Here is a 17,462-nt window from a genome sequence, read left to right on the forward strand (position 1 = left end):
CTAGAGCAGCGGCGGCACCGCCGCGTCGATCAGGTGCGGGCCCGGCTCCGCCAGCGCCCGGCTGAACTGCTCGGCCAGCTCCTCGGCCGTGGTCGCGCGGGTGGCGGGCACGCCCATGCCTTCGGCGATCTTCACGAAGTCGAGGTCCGGCCGGCTGAGGTCGAGCAGGTCCTTCGCCTTCGGCCCGTCCGGGGACGCCCCCACGCGCTGCAGCTCCATCCGCAAGATCGCGTACGCGTGGTTGTTGAGGATGACCGTGGTGACGTTCAGGTTCTCCCGCGCCTGCGTCCACAGCGCGGAGATCGTGTACATCGCGCTGCCGTCGGACTGCAGGTTGAGCACCGGCCGCGACGGCGCGGCGATCGCGGCGCCCGTGGCCACCGGCATGCCGTAGCCGATCGCGCCGCCGGTGAGCGTGAGGACGTCGTGGCGCGGGGCGCCCGCCGTCGCGGCGGGCAGCAGCAGGCCGGACGTGTTGGCCTCGTCGGCGATGATCGCCTGCTCGGGCAGCAGCGCGCCGATCACCTCGACCCAGTTCTGCGCCGTGAGCGGACCGCTCGGCAGCGCCGGCCGCGACGCCTCCTGCAGCACCGGCGCGACGTCGCCGGCCACCAGGTTCGCGACGTCGCTCAGCGCGGTCACCACGTCCTGGCCGGCTTCGGCGAGCGTGTGCACCTTCGCGCCTTCCGGCACGAGCACGCTCGCCTTGCCCGGGTAGGCGAAGAACGACACCGGCGCCCTGGTGCCGGCCACGATCACGTGCTTCACGCCGTCGAGCTGGTACATCGCCTGCTCCGACAGGTACCCGAGCCGCTCGATGTTCGGCAGGCCCGCGCCGCGTTCGAGCCGCGACGGGAACGTCTCCACGAGCGCCTTCGCGCCCGTCGCCGCGGCGATCCGGCTGGTGGCGAGCAGTCCGGCCTCGCGGCACGCGGCGCCACCGATCAGCAGCGCGACCGGCTCGCCGCTGCGCAGCACCTCGGCGATCGTCTTCACGGTCGTCGCGTCGACGCCCTGCGGCGCGCGCGGCGGGATCGGCGCGCACGTCTCGCCCCCGTCACCCCACGACACGTCGGCGGGCAGGATCAGCGTGGCCACCCGGCCCGGCGCGTCGAGCGAGGCCGCGACGGCCGCGGCCGCGTCGGCGCCGACGTCCTTCGTGTGCCCGGACCGGCGTACCCAGCCTTCGAGCGAACCCGCGACAGCCTCGATGTCGGACTCCAGCGGGGCGTCGTACTGCTTGTGGTACGTCGCGTGGTCGCCGATCACGTTCACGATCGGCGTGTGCGCGCGCCGCGCGTTGTGCAGGTTCGCGAGACCGTTGCCCAGCCCCGGGCCGAGGTGCAGCAGCGTCGCGGCGGGCTTGCCGGCGATGCGCGCGTAACCGTCGGCCGCGCCGGTCACCACGCCCTCGAACAGCCCGAGCACGCCCCGCATCTCCGGCACGGAGTCGAGCGCCGCGACGAAGTGCATTTCCGACGTGCCGGGGTTCGAGAAGCACACCTCGACCCCGGAGTCGACGAGGGTGCGGATCAGGGACTGGGCGCCGTTCATGTGGCTCACTTTCTGGTCGAGGCCCGAGGATTCAGTCGAAGAGGACACCGGGGTTGAGGATGCCGGCGGGGTCGAAGCCCTGCTTGATCCGGCGCAGCAGCTCGAGCTTCGCCGGGTCTTCGAGTTCCTTGTGGTACTTGGTCTTCGTGCGGCCGAGGCCGTGCTCGCCGGAGATCGCGCCGCCGAGGTCCATGGCGTGCGCGAAGATGTCGGTGAGCAGCTTCGAGCGCGTTTCGGGGTCCTTGCAGAAGATCGCGAGGTGCACGTTGCCGTCGCCGGCGTGGCCGCAGCCGATCGCGCCGCCGCCCGCGGTCTGCGCCAGCTCCCGCGCCTTGGTGAGGAACTCCGCCATCGCCGAGCGGGGCACGACGACGTCGATCACGTCGTCCGCGCCGGCCGATTTCGCGGACCAGAAGGCCTTTTCCCGCGCTTCGATGAGTTTGCGCGCGGAGCCGCCTTCGAGCACGTACACGTCGACCGCGCCGAGTTCGTCCAGCAGTTCACCGAGCGTCTCGACGTCTTCGTGGAGCCGGTCGTCGCGGCGGTTCTCCAGCGCCACCACCAGGTACGCCTGCACCTTGTCGCGGATCGCGTCGGGGACGCCGAGCTCCAGCTTCTCGTTGTAGACGATGGCGGCCATCGTGAGGTTGTCGATGTACTCGACGATGTGGGGTGTGAGCCCGCTCGCGACGATCTTCGGGACGGCTGCCAGCACCTGGTCGAAGTCGTCGAACGGAGCGAGCACGGTGGCGCCGTGCGGCAGTCGCGGGTGCAGTTTCACGATCACCTCGGTGGCGAGCGCGAGCGTGCCTTCGGAGCCGATGATCAGCTGCGTGAGGTCGTAGCCGGTGGACACTTTGGACGTGCGCCCGCCCGTGCGGATGATCTCGCCGGTGGGCAGCACGGCCTGCAGGCCGACGACGTTGCTGCGCGTCACGCCGTACTTGATCGCCCGCATTCCGCCGGCGTTGGTGGCGACGTTGCCGCCGATGCTCGAGCTCAGCTCGCCGGGGTAGACGGGGTAGGTGAGGTCCACCTCGGCCGTGCGCTGGTCCAGTTCGGCCAGCGTCACGCCCGGCTGCACGACCGCGACGTGGTTGACGGTGTCGATCTCGAGCACTGCGTTCATCCGCTCGAACGACACGAGCAGGCCGCCTTCGAGGGGCCGCGCCGCCGCCGACAGGCCGGTGCCGGACCCGCGCGCCGTCACGGGGACCCCGGCTTCCGCCGCGGCCTTCAGCAGCGCCGAAACTTCCTCGGCGTTCTGCGGCTTCGCGACGTACGCGGGCTTCTGCTGCTGCACGCTCAGCGCTTCGTCGTGGGCGTAGTCGTCGGAGATCGCTTCGCCGACCAGCAGGTTTTCCGCCCCGACGATGTCCGCGAGCCGTGCGCCGACGTCACTCATCTGCTGCCACTCCTCCTGCGCCCTTGCCTGGTTACCGAAGCGTAGTACGACAGGCGGGAAGGCCGCTATGAAACATCTTCATGTTTCAGGGAGAGGTGTTGCGAAGGGATCGTTCGCTCGGCAGGCGCCGACCGGAGTGGTGGCGGGGTGATTGGCGGCGCGCTGCCGCCGTACGCAGAAAGAAAAGGCATTTTCGGCGACGCCCCGCGTGCCGCCGAAAACAGCCGGAAAATAGAGGGTGGGCCAGCCGGACAATGCGCGTGGCCCGGATATTCGTGATTATCGCCCGAGGGGGCCGGCCCGCGCCAACAGACCGGCCCCGTCGTTCGAATCCCGCCGTCGGATCAGACGAGCCAGCCGAGCACGTGCGCCAGGTGGGCGAGCAGACCAGTGATCAGGTCGTGGCCGTGGTGCGCGTGCTGGATGAACGTGTGCATCGAGGGGCTCCTTGTTCTGATTTCGTGTTCAGTTGTGCTCTCGCGAGGAGCGGTCGAAGATTTTCACCGACCCGGCGCGCTGTCAAAAAACGAATCGCCGCGCCAAGCGAGCGTCACGAATCTTCCAGCCTAAACGCGTAAGGCTTTCGTGTTCGGGGCTGGGGTGCCATTGTGGACGGACGGCGACAGTCGGTAGCGGAGAGCGAAGTTGATCACGCTGGGTAGCAGAACGTCGTTGCGGCAACCGGGCGGCGTCGTTACCCGAACCGGTGATCGGCCTGCCACTAATGGTGAGTCCCGCAGGTTCACACGCCCGGGTGACGAAGAGGTCGTGTCAAAGCCGGCGACGCACCCGTCAGGACTTCGTCAACGGCCGGAGTTCCTTGCGCCAGAGCGCTTTAGCGTCGCCGGCGAAGGAGGTGGACCGTGCCCGCACCGCTGCACGTGACCGGCTATCGGAAGGCCGTCGAGATCATCGACGTGCTCACCGAGGGTGAGGCTGAGTTCACCGAGCTGCGCAGGCGCACCCGACTGTCGCGTCGCTGGCTCGCGCGCGTACTCCGGGTGCTCGCTGCCGAAGGGCTCGTCACGCGCGTCGGCACGTGGGACGAGCGCCCCGCGCCGGACACGCGGTTCGCGCTCACCCGCGAAGGCCGCTGCCTCGCCGACGAGCTCGCGGACCTGGACGTCTGGACGGCGCTCTACGAGAACTACGTCAACGGCGCCAGCTGACCCGGGGGGTGGGGCACAGCCGGGCGGCGCCGGCCGGACAGGGGCGGGCGCCGACCGGGCTGGGGACGGCGAAGGCCTCCGCGCCGTGCGGACACCGGACGCGGAGGCCTTCGCTTGGGACAGGGAAAATTCACTCCGCTCGCGCGTACGTGAGCGTCTCGCCTTCGACCCCGCGCAGCCACAGGTCCTGAGCGGCCGCGGCCATCTCCGCGAGCCCCTCTTCGATCGTGGCGAACACGTTGCCCGGCACCCAGCCGGCGTCGCCGTTGATGAGGAGGTTGTTGCGGCCGTAGAAGATCGCGAGGTCCGTGGCGCCCTGATCGGCGTGGGCTTCGCTGCCTTCGTCGTAGCCGTACGCGGGGTTGCCGATCTCCCACGGCTCGAACCCGAAGTACACGACGTCGCCCGGGATCGGCGTGATCGTCGGGTTCTCACGGCCCACCTTGGGCTTCGCGAACGGCGGCACGAGGGTGTAGATCTCGTTGCGCGCGTACTTGGCGTGGTAGGCCGAGCCGCTCTGCGGCAGCGCGTCCCACAAGGCCTGGCAGGTGCGCGGCGCCTCGGCGTCGAGCAGCCGCGCGCGGCAGGTGACGCCGCGCTTGTCGAGCGTGATCGTGATGTAGCGCGCCATGGTTCAGCTCCCCGCCGTCACGGAAGCGACGACGTCGCCCCAGATCTTCAACGCGTCGTCGACCTGCTCGGCGTTCACGACGAGCGGCGGCACCATGCGCACCACGTTCGAGTAGGCGCCGCAGGTGAGCAGCAGCAGGCCGTTCTTCGCCGCCGTCTGCTGGGCCGCGGCGGCCGTCGCACCGTCCGGCTCACCGTCGGCGGTGGTGAACTCCGTGCCCACGAGCAGGCCGAGCCCGCGCACCTCGCCGATCGCCGGCGTCTTGTCCGCGATCAGCCGCGCGCCTTCGAGCAGCTGGCGGCCGCGTTCGGCGGCGTTCTCGACCAGGTTCTCGTCGCGGATCACGTCGAGCGTCGCGAGCGCAGCGGCGCACGACACCGCGTTGCCGCCGTACGTGCCGCCCTGCGAACCCGGGTACGCCTTCGCCATCAGCTCCTGCGAAGCGGCGATACCCGACAGGGGGAACCCGCTCGCGAGGCCCTTGGCGATGAGCACGACGTCGGGTGTGATGCCGAAGTGGTCGTGGCCCCAGAACTTGCCCGTGCGGCCGAAGCCGGCCTGGATCTCGTCGACCACCAGCACGATCCCGTGGCGGTCGGCGCGCTCGCGCAGCCCGGCCATGAACTCGCTGTTGGCCGGCACGTAACCGCCCTCGCCGAGCACCGGCTCGACGAAGAACGCGGCGGTCTCGTTCGGCGCGGACACCGTCTGGAAGAGGTAGTCGAGCTCGCGCAGCGCGAACTTCGTCGCCGTGTCCTGGTCCCAGCCGTAGTGGTACGCGTACGGGAACGGCGCCACGTGCACGCCGCCCATGAGCGGCGAGATACCGGCGCTGAACCGCGTGCCCGACGTGGTCATCGTGGCGGCGGCGACGGTGCGGCCGTGGAAGCCGCCCTGGAACACGATCACGTTGGGGCGCTTGGTCGCCTGGCGCGCGAGCCGCAGCGCGGCCTCGACCGCCTCGCTGCCGGAGTTCGAGTAGAACAGCGAGTCGAGACCCGTCGGCAGCACCTCGCCGAGGCGCTTCGTGAGCTCCAGCAGTGGCTTGTGCATCACGGTCGTGTACTGGCCGTGGATGAGCTTGCCGATCTGTTCGCGGGCGGCCTCGACGACGCGTGGGTGGCAGTGGCCGGTACTCGTCACGCCGATCCCCGCGGTGAAGTCGAGGTGACGTTTCCCGTCGACGTCGTAGAGGTAGACCCCTTCACCGTGGTCGACCACGACGGGAGTTGCCTGCTTGAGCAGCGGGGACAGCTGGGCCATGCGGCGCTCCTGGTTCTGGTGTGAGGTTGCGCTTGAGTGCGCTGTGAGTGGTTGTCGATTGTTGACAATATCCATAGCATGGCCTCGGGACAACACGGAGGAGCGAGCTGGATGAGCGCGATCACTGAAGCCGGCGTCGTCGGCGCGGTCGACAAGGAACTCTTCATCGGCGGCAAGTGGGTGCCCGCCAAGAGTGGCAAGACGTTCGAGGTGCAGGATCCGTCGACCGGCGCCGCACTGTGCGAGGTGGCGGACGCCGGCCCCGAAGACGGGATGGCGGCGCTGGACGCGGCCGTCGCGGCGCAGGCGGGCTGGGCCGTCGTCGCGCCCCGCGAACGAGGCGAGATCCTCCGCCGGGCCTACGACAAGCTGATCGAGCGCCGCGACGAGCTGGCGCTGCTGATGACGCTCGAAATGGGCAAGCCGCTGGCCGAGGCGGCGGGCGAGATCACCTACGCGGCGGAGTTCTTCCGCTGGTTCGCCGAGGAGGCCGTGCGCATCGACGGCGGGTACGCCACCGCGCCCAACGGCGTCGGGCGCTTCTTGATCACGAAGCAGCCGGTGGGCCCGACGCTGCTGATCACGCCATGGAACTTCCCGATGGCCATGGGCACGCGCAAGATCGGCCCGGCCGTCGCCGCGGGCTGCACCATGGTGATCAAACCGGCCGCGCAGACGCCGCTGTCGATGCTGGCGCTGGCGTCGATCCTCGCGGAGGCGGGGCTGCCCGAGGGCGTGCTGAACGTCGTCACGACCACCGACGCGGGTGGCGTGGTGGAGCCGCTGATCCGCGACGGCCGCGCGCGCAAGCTGTCGTTCACCGGGTCGACCGCGGTGGGGCGCAAGCTGCTGGAGCAGTGCGCGGAGAAGGTGCTGCGCACGTCGATGGAGCTGGGCGGCAACGCGCCGTTCGTCGTGTTCGACGACGCGGACCTCGACGCGGCCGTCGAGGGCGCGATGCAGGCGAAGATGCGCAACATCGGCGAGGCGTGCACGGCGGCGAACCGCTTCTACGTGCAGCGCGGCGTGGCCGACGAGTTCTCGCGGCGGCTCACCGAGCGCATGCAGGCGCTGGCCATGGGCCGCGGCACCGAGGACGGCGTGGTCGTGGGCCCGCTGATCGACGAGGCCGCCGTGCGCAAGGTGACCGAGCTGGTCAAGGACGCCACCGACCGCGGCGCGCGCGTGCTCACCGGCGGCGCGACCGTCGACGGGCCGGGCCACTTCTACCAGGCCACGGTGCTCACCGACGTGCCCACGGACGCGCGCATGGCGGCGGAGGAGATCTTCGGGCCGGTCGCGCCGATCACGCCGTTCGACACCGAGGACGAGGTCGTCGAGAAGGCCAACAACACCGAGTACGGCCTGGTGTCCTACCTCTACACCAGCGACGTGAAGCGCGCGCTGCGCGTGTCCGAACGCCTCGAGGCGGGCATGATCGGGCTCAACCAGGGCATCGTCTCCAACCCGGCGGCGCCGTTCGGCGGCATCAAGCAGTCGGGCCTCGGGCGCGAGGGCGGCACGGTCGGCATCGACGAGTTCCTCGAGACCAAGTACATCGCGGTGAGCCTGTGAGTGAGTACCGGATCGCGAGCATCCCCGGCGACGGCATCGGAGTCGACGTCACGGTGGAGGCCCGCAAGGTCCTCGACGCCGCGGCGGCCAAGCACGGCTTTTCCTTGCAGTGGACGGAGTTCGACTGGAGCTGCGAGCGCTACACCAAGACCGGCTCGATGATGCCGGACGACGGGGTGGCGCAATTGGCGGCGTTCGACGGCATCCTGCTGGGTGCCGTCGGGTTCCCCGGCGTGCCGGACCACGTTTCCCTGTGGGGCCTGCTGATCCCGCTGCGGCGGGCGTTCCAGCAGTACGTGAACCTGCGGCCGGTGCGGCTGCTGCCGGGCACCACGTCGGTGCTCGCGGGGCGCACGGCCGAGGAGCTGGAGATGGTGATCGTCCGCGAGAACTCCGAAGGGGAGTACTCGGCGATCGGCGGACGGCACAACTCCGGGCGGCCCGACGAGTTCGTGCTGCAGGAGTCGGTCTTCACGCGCGTGGGCGTGGAGCGGATCATCCGCTACGCGTTCGAGCTGGCGCGCACGCGTTCTTCGCGCGTGACTTCCGCGACGAAGTCCAACGGGCTCATCCACTCGATGCCGTTCTGGGACGAGATCTTCGCCGAGGTCGCGGCGAAGTACCCGGACGTCGAAAGTGGACAGATGCACGTCGACGCGCTGGCCGCGCGCATGGTCCAGGCGCCCGAGAAGCTCGACGTGGTGGTGGGGTCGAACCTCTTCGGCGACATCCTGAGCGACCTGGCGGCCGCCGTCACGGGCGGACTGGGCATGGCGCCGTCCGGAAACATCAACCCATCGGGTGAGTTTCCGTCGATGTTCGAAGCGGTCCACGGGAGCGCTCCGGACATCGCCGGCCAGGGCATCGCCAACCCGGTGGCGCAGATCCTGGCGGGCGCGATGCTGCTCGAACACCTGGGCGAAACCGTTGCCGCGCAAGCGATCCGCACGTCCGTCGACGAGGTGCTCACGGCCGGCGCCGAGCTCACCCCGGACCTCGGCGGTTCCTCTACCACAACTCGGCTCGGCACGGCGGTGGCCGAAGCGCTCCGCTGATTTTTCGTCAGTGCTCCCCGCTTCACTCTTCCTCGACCGACCGGGACCCGCCGGCCGGGGAAACGCTTCGCGAGCCGGAGCAGGGGGAGCAGGGCACCGATGTGCGAGCAGTGTGAGTACCCGGGCAGATCCGGGCAGGAGTACGTGGCGGAGATCCTCGCGCGGATCGAGGAGTACGGCTGGTGCGTCCAGGGCGTGCTGGGAACGGATTCCCGGCCGCCCTGGGCGTACACGGTCGGCCTGACGGCCCACGGGCTGCCGGAGCTCCTGGTCGCCGGCCTGCCGCCGCAACCGGCGGAGGCGTTGCTGACCGCGGTGGCCGAACGCGCGATCGGTGCGGGGCCGCCGCGGCCCGGCGAGGTGTTCTCGCTGCGGGGGCTGCCGGCCGTGGAGATCGTGGCGCTCGCCGAACCCTCGGCGCACCTGCTGGTGGCGGTTTCCTTGTACGGCAAGGAGATCCGCGCGCTGCAGCTCGTGCACGCCGACGAGGCGGGGCGCTTCCCGTGGGCACCGTCCTACCGGGACGGCCGCGGCGGGCAGCCGGTGCTGGGGACGCGGTCCGATGCGTGAACGCTTGCGCGGCGCGCTGACGGCCGCGGCCGCGTGGTCACGAAACCTGCGCCGCGCCTTCCCCCAGGCTCGAACCCGGCAGCAGGCGGCCGATCGCGTCGTCCATGTGGGCGTCGAGCAGGTGCAGCGCCGTGTCCGCGTCGCCGGTGCGCAGCGCTTCGATGATGCGCGTGTGCTCTTCCACGCGGTCTTCCACGCCCTGGTACTTGCCTTGCAGCAGCGTCAGGCACATGCGTGTCTCGATGAGCAGCGTGCGGGCCATGCGCACGAGCCGCTTGCTGCCGGAGGCGGTGATGAGCGCCTCGTGGAAGGCGAGGTCGGCCGTGGAGAGCGCGGCCGGGTCGTCGTCGTCCGCCGCGGCGGCCATGTCGGCCACGGCCTGTTCGAGCACGGCGGTGATGGCGTCGCGGTCGCCGCGCAGAGCGCACAGCAGAGCCGCGCGTTCCACGGCGGAGCGGGCGAGGTAGACGTCGAACACGTCGTCGGGTTCGAGGTCGATCACGAACAGCCCGCGGTGGCGTTCGCTGCGCACGAGGCCCTCGGACACGAGGTGCTGCATGGCCTCGCGCAGCGGACCGCGCGAGACCTGGAAGCGGCTGGCGAGATCGGTCTCGCCGAGCTGCGTGCCGGGTGGCAGGGCGCCGGTCATGATGGCGTCGCGCAGCTGGCGCGCGATCACGGCGGCCGTCGACTCGCGGCTCACCGGTTCTATGCCGGGCAGGGCGACCACGGCTCAGCCCCTCACCCGGAACAGCGCGCCGAGCGAGCGCACCAGGCGGGTGGTGCCGGTGAGGCGCAGGCCCTCCCAGATCGTCACCTGGTTCGCGGTGAGCACGGGCTTGCCGAGCGCGTGCTCGATGGCGTTGATCTCGCCGAGCGTGCGCATCGCGGTGTCGGGTACCAGCACGGCGTCGGCTTCGGGGTGGTCGTTCTCGACCGCCAGGCGCACCACTGCTTCCGGCTCCAGGCGGCCGACCTCGGCGGCGGTGTCGATGCCCGCGCTCTTCATCGTCAGCACCTCCACGCCGCCGGCGGCGAGGAAGTCCACGAACAGGCGGGCCACGTCGCCGGGGTAGCTCGCAGCCACGGCGACTCGCTTCACGCCCAGCGCCTGCGCCGCGTGCACGAACGCGTAGGACGTGCTCGAGGCCGGGACCCCGGCCACCGCGGCGAGCCGGTCGGCCTGGTCGCGCGCCCCGTCCCAGCCGTACACGAAGCTGCCGGACGTGCAGGCCCAGATCACGGCGTCGGGCTCGTGCTTGGCGAGCAGCGCGGCGCCGTCGGCCAGGCGCGCCTCGCTGCCGAGGTCGAGCAGCTCGGGCACGGCGTGCAGATCGGTGCCGTAGATGTGCTCGACCGGGAGCCGGATGTCGCCCTCGGTGGAGTCCGAACCGCCGAGCAGCTGCTCCGCGAGCGGGTAGTCGTCCTCGGCCGCGTGGTCGGGGTAGATGAAGCCGATCGTGGTCACGAAACCTCCGGGATACGCAGATTGTCGACAATCTTAACGGTGTCGGTCGGCCAGCGGATCAAGACACCTCCCCCAGCCACTTGCCGGGGCCGACGATCGGCAGGCGCATGCGGCGCAGGCAGGCCCACATCGTCAGCTGGTTGGCGGTCAGCACGGGTTTGCCCAGTGCGGATTCGAGGGGCTCGATCAAGTCGAACGTGGGGAGGTTGGTGCAGCTGACGAAGATCGCTTCGGCGTCTTTGTGGTCCGCGGCGAGGATGCGCTCGGCGATGGTGCGGTAGCTGACCTTCCAGATGCCGCCGCCGAGGCCGAGGTGGTCGCTGGAGACCGTGTCCACGCCGAGTTCGCCGAGGAAGTCGTGGAGCTTGCCGGTGAGGTCGGCGTCGTACGGCGTGAGCACCGAGACGCGGTGCAGGTCGAGCTGGTGCAGCACCTCGGCCAGTGCGCCGGAGGTGGTCACGGCGTCGGGGGCCCCCGCGTCGCAGATGGCTTTGGTGAGGGAGCGTTCGTAGTCGATGCCGTTGACGAAGCTGCCGGAGGTGCACAGGTAGGCGACGACCTCGGGCTCGACGTGGAGCACGTCGCGCGTCGCCGCGGCGAGGTGCCGGCTGTCGCTCACGAGCTGGGCCATCTCCATGCTCACGGGCACGGGCTCGTACGGCGTGCGGGCGAGGTGGAGGGAGACCTCCATCGGCACCCAGCGCCAGAGTTCGCGTTCGAGGGCGAGGTCGAACGGCGCGATCACGCCGATGCCCCGCTGGGCCAGCGGGCCTTCGAACGCGAGAAAGTCCAGATCCAAGGCTCAGCCTCCGGAGTACGCCTGCGCAACTGACAAGTCCGGTGCTCCGGGGGACGTTCCTCGGATTGTTGACAATCATACGAGCCACTTTTACGGTGTCAATGTGATCGCCTCGGAATTTCCCGTGCTGGCGGTGCTGTGCGGGTCGGCTCCACCACCGGACATGGCCGCTATCGAAAAGGCGGCGGTGGTTCGTTACACGGACGCGGCGGGATTACCCGAAGCGCTTACCGGTGCCGAGGCCCTCTTCGTCTACGACTTCCTCTCCACCGCCGTGCCCGGAGCGTGGGATTCCGCAGGTGACCTGCGGTGGCTGCACATCGCGAGCGCGGGTGTCGACCCGGTGCTGTTCCCCGGGCTGATCGACAGCGACGTGGTGCTCACGAACTCGCGCGGCGTGTTCGACGACGCCATCGCCGAGTACGTGCTGGGTGTGGTCTTGGCCTTCGCCAAGGACTTCGCGCGTTCGCTCGACCTGCAGCGCGCCGGCACGTGGCAGCACCGCGAGACGGAGCGGATCGCGGGGCGTGAGGTGCTCGTGGTCGGGACCGGGCCGATCGGGCGCTCGATCGCGCGGCTGCTGCGGGCGGCCGGGCTGCGCGTGTCCGGGGCGGGGCGGCGGCCGCGCACCGGCGACCCGGACTTCGGAACCGTCCACGATTCGGGCGAGCTGACGCGGCACCTGCCGGTCTACGACTACGTGGTGGCCGTGGCGCCGCTGACCGAGCAGACGAAGGGCATGTTCGACGCGGCGGCGTTCGCGGCGATGAAGCCGTCGGCGCGGTTCGTGAACGTGGGACGCGGCGAGCTCGTGGTCGCGTCCGACCTGGTCGCGGCGCTGCGCGCAGGCGAGCTCGCCGGGGCGGCGCTCGACGTGTTCGACACCGAGCCCCTGCCCGCCGACAGTCCACTCTGGACGATGCCGGACGTGCTGCTGTCGCCGCACATGTCGGGGGACTTCATCGGCTGGCGCAGCACTCTGGTAGAGGTCTTCCAGGCGAACTTCCGCCGCTGGGTGGCCGGGGAGCCGTTGCACAACGTCGTGGACAAACGGCTCGGATACGTGCCGTCGGAATCACAGGGAGCTGCCCGATGAGCGACCGGGAACTGACCGCCAGCGAGCTCGTCGCCGCCTACGCCACCGGGGAGCTTTCGCCGGTGGAGGCGACGCAGGTCGCGCTGAAGGCGATCGAGGAGCGCGACGGCGAGCTCAACGCCTTCTGCCTCGTCGACGCCGATCGCGCCTTGGAACAGGCGAAGGCGGCGGAGATCCGGTGGCGTGACGGCAACCCGATCGGCTGGCTCGACGGAGTGCCCTCGTCGATCAAGGACATGTTCCTCACCGCGGGCTGGCCCACCCTGCGCGGCTCGACGAGCATCCCGGCCGACCAGCCGTGGGACGTCGACAGCCCCGTGATGGCGCGGATGCGCGAGGCGGGCCTGGTGGTGCTGGGCAAGACGACCACACCCGAGATCGCGTGGAAGGGCGTGACCGACAGCGCGCTCGCCGGCATCACGCGCAACCCCGTGAACCCGGCGATGACCGCGGGCGGGTCGAGCGGAGGCAGCGCCGCGGCCGTGGCGGCGGACATGGGCGCGATCTCCGTCGGTACCGACGGCGGCGGCTCGGTGCGGATCCCCGCGTCGTTCTGCGGGATCGTCGGGCTGAAGCCCACGCACGGGCGCATCCCGCTCTACCCGGCGAGCCCGTTCGGCCCGCTCTCGCACGCCGGCCCGATGGCGCGCAGCGTCGACGACATCGCGCTGCTGCTCGACGTGATCGCCACGCCGGACCCGCGTGACCCGGCCGCGCTCGCGCCACCCGTCAGCACCTACCGCGAGGCCGTGCGCCGCGACGTGCGCGGGCTGATCGCGGCGTTCTCGCCGGCGCTCGGTTACGTGGACGTCGACCCGGAGGTCGCGGCGATCGTCGCGTCGGCCGTGAAGTCGCTCGAGGACGCGGGGCTGCAGATCGAGGAGGCGGACCCGGGGTTCGACGACCCGAAGCCGTCGTTCGACGTGCTGTGGTCCACCGGTGCGGCGAAGCTGCTCGACTCGTTCCCGGCGGGCAGCGAAGACCGCGTGGACCCGGGCCTGCGGCTCGTGTGGGAGAAGGGCAAGACCTTCTCGGCGAGTGACTACCTCGACGCCACCGCGGAACGCGCGGCCCTCGGCATCCGCATGGGCGAGTTCCACACGCGCTACGACGTGCTGCTCACCCCGACCATCCCGATCCCGCCGTTCGAGGCCGGGCACGACGTGCCGCCGGGCAGCGGGCTGAGCGAGTGGCCGGAGTGGACGCCGTTCACCTACCCGTTCAACATGACGCAGCAGCCGGCGATCAGCGTGCCGGCGGGACGCACGTCGACGGGGCTTCCGGTGGGCATCCAGATCGTCGGGCCGCGGCACTCGGACGACCTCGTGCTGGCCGTCGCGAAACTGCTGGAAGAGGTGCGTCCCTGGGCCGGGTAGGGCCCCGCACTTCCGGGTGATTTCCGGTCGTGATCATGAAAAACTGTGCCAGGGTCTGGCCCGTGCACTCCACGGGCTGGCGCTACGAACAGGCGATCCCCACCGTTGACCTGACCGGTCAACCCACCCGCGTGATCGTGGGCCTCATCGAACGCGACGACCGCCTCTCGGCCGCCCTGCGCGTCGGCGACGGCCCGGCCGCACTGGTGCCCCTCGAGACCGGCGGCGAACTGCTCAAGGCGCTGCGCCAGACGCTCGAGAGCTGGTGGAAGCTCGACGGCCACCGCGACGTCGCGCCGGAGCCGCGGTCCCCGGGCCACTGACGCTCGGACGGGGTTCGGTCCGGCGGGGGCTCGGTTCGCTGCCGCTCGAACGATCGGTGTGGCACGCTTCGCCCATGACCGAGTTCACGACGCCGATCGACGACCGCTGGTTCGAGGACTACCCGCAGGGTGCGGTGTACGAGTTCGGCGAAGCGGTGGTGACCGAAGAGGACATCATCGAGTTCGCGCGGCGCTTCGACCCGCAGAGTTTCCACGTCGACCCCGCGGCGGCGCAGCACGGACCCTTCGGCGGCCTCGTCGCCAGCGGCTGGCACACGGCGAGCGTCATGATGCGGATGTTCGTGGACCACTACCTGTCCACGGTGTCCAGCCTCGGCAGCCCCGGCATGGACGACCTGCGCTGGCCGCGCCCCGTCCGCCCCGGCGACAAGCTCCGCGTCCGCGCGACGATCGAGGAAGCCCGCCTCTCGAAGTCCAAGCCCGACCGCGGCCTGCTGCGCACGCACGTCGAACTCTTCACCTCCCACGACGAAGTGGTGATGAGCGCCCACGCGATCAACTTCATGGCCGTGCGCCCGAAGTGACCGGTTCGAACCGGTGAGCTGACCCGCGGCGGAAGTCCACTGTGGACTCAATAGCCGATCAACGGAACACCACGGACAACTCGCTGTCCGCTGGCCGGGACGCGCGCCACAGGGGTGGTGCGCGTCCGCGGGGCGTGTGTTCTCCTGACCCCATGCGGACGACGATCTTGGGCCGGAGCGGCCTCGAAGTGTCGAGGATCGCCTTCGGGACCTGGCAGCTGGGTGGCCAGTGGGGTGCCTTCGACGAGAACACGGCGATCGCGGCGATCCGGCACGCGCGGGAGCTCGGGGTGACGCTCTTCGACACCGCGCAGGCCTACGGCGGGGGCAAGGCGGAGGCGCTGCTGGGCAAGGCGCTGCGCAGCGAGCTGGACCACGACCGCGACAGCGTCGTCATCGCGACCAAGGGCGGCACGAAACCGCGCTCGGACCGGCCGCGGGATTCGCGGCGGGAGTGGTTGACCCAGGGCGTGGACGACAGCCTGCGCCTGCTCGGCGTCGATCACCTCGACCTGTACCAGATCCACTGGCCCGACCCCGACACCCCGGCGGCGGAGGTGGCGGGCGTGCTGCAGGAGTTCGTCGACGCGGGCAAGGTGCGCCACGTCGGCGTCTCGAACTACAACGCGGCCCAGCTCGCGGCCTTCGACGAGACGCGGCCCGTGGAGACGGTGCAGCCGCCGTACCACCTGTTCCGTCGCGGGATCGAGACGGACCCGCTGCCCTACGCGCGCCGGCACGACATCGGCGTGCTCGCCTACAGCCCGCTCGGCAGCGGCCTGCTCACGGGCACCCTCAAGCCCGATTCCGTGTTCGAGGAATCCGATTGGCGTGCGAAGTCGTCGGCGTTCCAGGGCGAGAACCTGCGGCACAACCTGGAGATCGTCGAGAAGCTCGCGGCGTTCGCGCAGGAGCGGGGCGCTTCGGTGAGCCAGCTGGCGATCGCGTGGACGCTCGCGCAGCCGGGTGTCCACGTCGCCATCGTCGGCGCGCGGCAGCCGCGGCACATCGCGGCCAGCACGGCGGCGGCCGACCTCGACCTGACGGCCGGCGACCTCGCCGAGATCGAGCGCATCACCGCCGCCGCGATCCAGGTCGGTGGCGCGAGCCCGGAGGGCATCGCCTGACGCCGGGTGGCGGGGCGACGAGTGCCGTCAGCCCTTCACCCCGGTGGCGCCTTCCAGCTCCGCCAGCGCCGTGTCCAAGTGCGTCAGGATCCGCTGCAGGTGCGGCACGCTGCGCCGGCACCCCGTGATGCCGAAGTCGAGGTTGTCGCCGTTGCTGGTCAGCGTGATGTTGAGCGCCTGGCCGTCGAGCAGCACCGACGCGGGGTAGATGCCGTCGAGTGAAGCGCCGTTCCAGTACATCTGCTTGCGCGGGCCCGGGACGTTGGAGATGACCAGGTTGAACGGCGGCCGCGTGTTGTTCACGACGCCCGGGATCGGCGAGACGCCGAGCTGGGCCACGTTGACCCCCGAAAGCAGCAGCGTCTGCAGCGGCGTCAGCTCGGAGAACAGCTTCTTGCCGTTCGTCATGGACGTGTGGATGGCCGATAGCCGCAGTGCCGGATCGGTCAGATCGGTGGCCAGGTTGCACAGCAGGGCGCCGATGTTGTTGCCCGTGGCTTCGCCCGCGTCGGACTTGCGGCGCAGCGAAACCGGCACCATCGCGATCAACGGTGCGTCCGGCAGCGCGCTCTGCTCGATGAGGTAATCGCGCAGCGCGCCGGAGCACATGGCGAGCACGACGTCGTTGCGGGAGACGCCGGCGGCGGTCGCGATGGCGCGCACGCGATCCAGCGGCCACGACTGCGCGGCGAACCGGCGCGCGCCGCCGATGGGCACGTTCAGCATGGTCTTCGGCGCTTGCATCGGCAGCGTCAGCGTGTGCTCGCGGAACGCCTCGCGCGCCACCTTCGCGGCGGCCGGCGCCATGCCCGTCAGCTGGTCGAACGTCTTGCCCGCCCGTTTGAACAGCGAGCCGGACGCGTGGCCGTTGCCGCCGCCCCCGTTCGCCCTGCTGCCCCACGGCGGCGGGCAGTCGAGGTCGTTCGGGTCGTCGGACAGCGTGCCCTGCAGGTGCCGCAACGCGGAAACGCCGTCCATGAGCGAGTGGTGGATCTTCGAGTACATCGCGAACCGGCCGTCCTGCAGGCCCTCGATGAGGTGGATCTCCCACAGCGGGCGGTGGCGGTCGAGCAGGGTGCTGTGCCAGCGCGACGTGACCTCGAGCAGTTCGCGGATGCGGCCCGGCTGCGGCAGCGCGGAGTGGCGGAAGTGGTAGTCGAGTTCGAGATCGCCCTCGGTGCTCCAGGCGACGTGGCCCACCGTGTTCACCGGACGGCTGGGCCGGCGGCGGAAGACGCTGCGCACGTTGTCCGTTTCGAGCATCGCGCGGCGCAGGTCGCTGAGGTAGTGGTCGGACGCGTCGTCCGGTTTGCGGAACAGCTGCAGGCCGCCGACGTGCATCGGGTGTTCGCGGGTTTCGACCATGAGGAACATCGAGTCGGTCACGGGCATCAACGGCATTCGGGCCACCCACCTTCCGCGCGCCGGGAGCATCGGCGCACCCCGGAGCCCGAGTCTACGCACGATGTCGTTGTTCCTGCCTCCTACCACGTAAGCGCTGGTGAC

17 protein-coding genes are annotated in these 17,462 nt (G+C 70.5%); 9 read left to right on the plus strand and 8 right to left on the minus strand.

Features of this window, described 5'->3' with window-relative positions:
* Together ACIA77_RS16770 and ACIA77_RS16775 are read right to left on the minus strand one after the other, a co-directional pair.
* A complete protein-coding gene (locus tag ACIA77_RS16770; protein WP_395886772.1) occupies positions 1-1,554 on the minus strand; it encodes an acetolactate synthase large subunit in 1,554 nt (517 codons plus the stop codon).
* Positions 1,555-1,585: 31 nt separating this feature from the next.
* The gene (locus tag ACIA77_RS16775; protein WP_395886773.1) at positions 1,586-2,959 is read right to left on the minus strand and encodes an FAD-binding oxidoreductase; all 1,374 of its coding nucleotides are present in this window, start codon (positions 2,957-2,959) and stop codon (positions 1,586-1,588) included.
* Positions 2,960-3,822: 863 nt separating this feature from the next.
* Between ACIA77_RS16775 and ACIA77_RS16780 the strand changes: the two genes are divergently transcribed.
* On the plus strand, positions 3,823-4,128 hold the full coding sequence (locus ACIA77_RS16780) for a winged helix-turn-helix transcriptional regulator (protein ID WP_395886774.1): 306 nt from the start codon (positions 3,823-3,825) through the stop codon (positions 4,126-4,128).
* Between the two features lie 130 nt (positions 4,129-4,258).
* Here the strand turns inward: ACIA77_RS16780 and ACIA77_RS16785 are convergent, their stop codons facing one another.
* Together ACIA77_RS16785 and ACIA77_RS16790 are read right to left on the minus strand one after the other, a co-directional pair.
* A complete protein-coding gene (locus tag ACIA77_RS16785) occupies positions 4,259-4,759 on the minus strand; it encodes a DUF3830 family protein (RefSeq protein WP_395886775.1) in 501 nt (166 codons plus the stop codon).
* A gap of 3 nt (positions 4,760-4,762) precedes the next feature.
* Complete coding sequence (locus ACIA77_RS16790; RefSeq protein WP_395886776.1) at positions 4,763-6,022, minus strand: aspartate aminotransferase family protein; 1,260 nt, start codon at positions 6,020-6,022, stop codon at positions 4,763-4,765.
* A 111-nt stretch (positions 6,023-6,133) separates the two neighbouring features.
* On the opposite strand from ACIA77_RS16790, the gene ACIA77_RS16795 reads away from it, so the two are divergent.
* The 3 genes from ACIA77_RS16795 (at position 6,134) to ACIA77_RS16805 (ending at position 9,222) form a co-directional block, all read left to right on the plus strand.
* Positions 6,134-7,597 carry an NAD-dependent succinate-semialdehyde dehydrogenase gene (locus ACIA77_RS16795; protein WP_395886777.1) on the plus strand — a complete coding sequence of 488 codons (1,464 nt, stop codon included), beginning with the start codon at positions 6,134-6,136 and terminating at the stop codon, positions 7,595-7,597.
* Entirely contained in the window at positions 7,594-8,652 is a 1,059-nt protein-coding gene (locus ACIA77_RS16800; RefSeq protein WP_395886778.1) for a tartrate dehydrogenase, read from the plus strand. Before ACIA77_RS16795 ends, ACIA77_RS16800 begins: the two co-directional genes overlap by 4 nt.
* A gap of 99 nt (positions 8,653-8,751) precedes the next feature.
* A complete protein-coding gene (locus ACIA77_RS16805) occupies positions 8,752-9,222 on the plus strand; it encodes a DUF4262 domain-containing protein (RefSeq protein WP_395886779.1) in 471 nt (156 codons plus the stop codon).
* Positions 9,223-9,259: 37 nt separating this feature from the next.
* On the opposite strand, the gene ACIA77_RS16810 is transcribed toward ACIA77_RS16805, so the two are convergent.
* The 3 genes from ACIA77_RS16810 to ACIA77_RS16820 are packed head-to-tail and all read right to left on the minus strand — an operon-like array spanning position 9,260 to position 11,489.
* Positions 9,260-9,952: a GntR family transcriptional regulator gene (locus ACIA77_RS16810; RefSeq protein WP_395886780.1), complete on the minus strand. Its 693-nt coding sequence runs from the start codon at positions 9,950-9,952 to the stop codon at positions 9,260-9,262.
* Positions 9,953-9,955: 3 nt separating this feature from the next.
* Positions 9,956-10,690 (minus strand): maleate cis-trans isomerase, encoded by a 735-nt coding sequence (locus ACIA77_RS16815; protein WP_395886781.1) that lies wholly within the window; start codon positions 10,688-10,690, stop codon positions 9,956-9,958.
* Between the two features lie 58 nt (positions 10,691-10,748).
* The gene (locus ACIA77_RS16820; RefSeq protein WP_395886782.1) at positions 10,749-11,489 is read right to left on the minus strand and encodes an Asp/Glu/hydantoin racemase; all 741 of its coding nucleotides are present in this window, start codon (positions 11,487-11,489) and stop codon (positions 10,749-10,751) included.
* A 163-nt stretch (positions 11,490-11,652) separates the two neighbouring features.
* Between ACIA77_RS16820 and ACIA77_RS16825 the strand changes: the two genes are divergently transcribed.
* The 5 genes from ACIA77_RS16825 to ACIA77_RS16845 all read left to right on the plus strand — a co-directional run bounded on the left by ACIA77_RS16825 (position 11,653) and on the right by ACIA77_RS16845 (position 15,956).
* Positions 11,653-12,585 (plus strand): D-2-hydroxyacid dehydrogenase, encoded by a 933-nt coding sequence (locus ACIA77_RS16825; protein ID WP_395887037.1) that lies wholly within the window; start codon positions 11,653-11,655, stop codon positions 12,583-12,585.
* Positions 12,582-13,961, plus strand: a complete 1,380-nt coding sequence (locus ACIA77_RS16830; protein WP_395886783.1) for an amidase — start codon at positions 12,582-12,584, stop codon at positions 13,959-13,961. Before ACIA77_RS16825 ends, ACIA77_RS16830 begins: the two co-directional genes overlap by 4 nt.
* 62 nt (positions 13,962-14,023) lie before the next feature.
* Entirely contained in the window at positions 14,024-14,284 is a 261-nt protein-coding gene (locus ACIA77_RS16835) for a hypothetical protein (protein WP_395886784.1), read from the plus strand.
* A 74-nt stretch (positions 14,285-14,358) separates the two neighbouring features.
* A complete protein-coding gene (locus ACIA77_RS16840) occupies positions 14,359-14,829 on the plus strand; it encodes a MaoC family dehydratase (RefSeq protein WP_395886785.1) in 471 nt (156 codons plus the stop codon).
* 152 nt (positions 14,830-14,981) lie between these two features.
* On the plus strand, positions 14,982-15,956 hold the full coding sequence (locus ACIA77_RS16845; protein ID WP_395886786.1) for an aldo/keto reductase: 975 nt from the start codon (positions 14,982-14,984) through the stop codon (positions 15,954-15,956).
* 27 nt (positions 15,957-15,983) lie between these two features.
* Here the strand turns inward: ACIA77_RS16845 and ACIA77_RS16850 are convergent, their stop codons facing one another.
* Positions 15,984-17,357, minus strand: coding sequence for a wax ester/triacylglycerol synthase family O-acyltransferase (locus ACIA77_RS16850; protein ID WP_395886787.1), 1,374 nt, complete (start codon positions 17,355-17,357; stop codon positions 15,984-15,986).
* Positions 17,358-17,462 lie beyond the last annotated feature (105 nt).

The sequence above is a fragment of the Amycolatopsis sp. NPDC051903 genome (assembly GCF_044452505.1).
Taxonomy (GTDB): domain Bacteria; phylum Actinomycetota; class Actinomycetes; order Mycobacteriales; family Pseudonocardiaceae; genus Amycolatopsis.

Coding starts and splice junctions, on each gene's coding strand:
- ACIA77_RS16850 (WP_395886787.1), bottom strand. CDS start 17,357: ATGCCGTTGATGCCCGTGACCGACTCGATGTTCCTCATGGTCGAAACC.
- ACIA77_RS16805 (WP_395886779.1), top strand. CDS start 8,752: ATGTGCGAGCAGTGTGAGTACCCGGGCAGATCCGGGCAGGAGTACGTG.
- ACIA77_RS16825 (WP_395887037.1), top strand. CDS start 11,653: ATGGCCGCTATCGAAAAGGCGGCGGTGGTTCGTTACACGGACGCGGCG.
- ACIA77_RS16830 (WP_395886783.1), top strand. CDS start 12,582: ATGAGCGACCGGGAACTGACCGCCAGCGAGCTCGTCGCCGCCTACGCC.
- ACIA77_RS16775 (WP_395886773.1), bottom strand. CDS start 2,959: ATGAGTGACGTCGGCGCACGGCTCGCGGACATCGTCGGGGCGGAAAAC.
- ACIA77_RS16845 (WP_395886786.1), top strand. CDS start 14,982: ATGCGGACGACGATCTTGGGCCGGAGCGGCCTCGAAGTGTCGAGGATC.
- ACIA77_RS16840 (WP_395886785.1), top strand. CDS start 14,359: ATGACCGAGTTCACGACGCCGATCGACGACCGCTGGTTCGAGGACTAC.
- ACIA77_RS16785 (WP_395886775.1), bottom strand. CDS start 4,759: ATGGCGCGCTACATCACGATCACGCTCGACAAGCGCGGCGTCACCTGC.
- ACIA77_RS16770 (WP_395886772.1), bottom strand. CDS start 1,554: ATGAACGGCGCCCAGTCCCTGATCCGCACCCTCGTCGACTCCGGGGTC.
- ACIA77_RS16790 (WP_395886776.1), bottom strand. CDS start 6,022: ATGGCCCAGCTGTCCCCGCTGCTCAAGCAGGCAACTCCCGTCGTGGTC.
- ACIA77_RS16795 (WP_395886777.1), top strand. CDS start 6,134: ATGAGCGCGATCACTGAAGCCGGCGTCGTCGGCGCGGTCGACAAGGAA.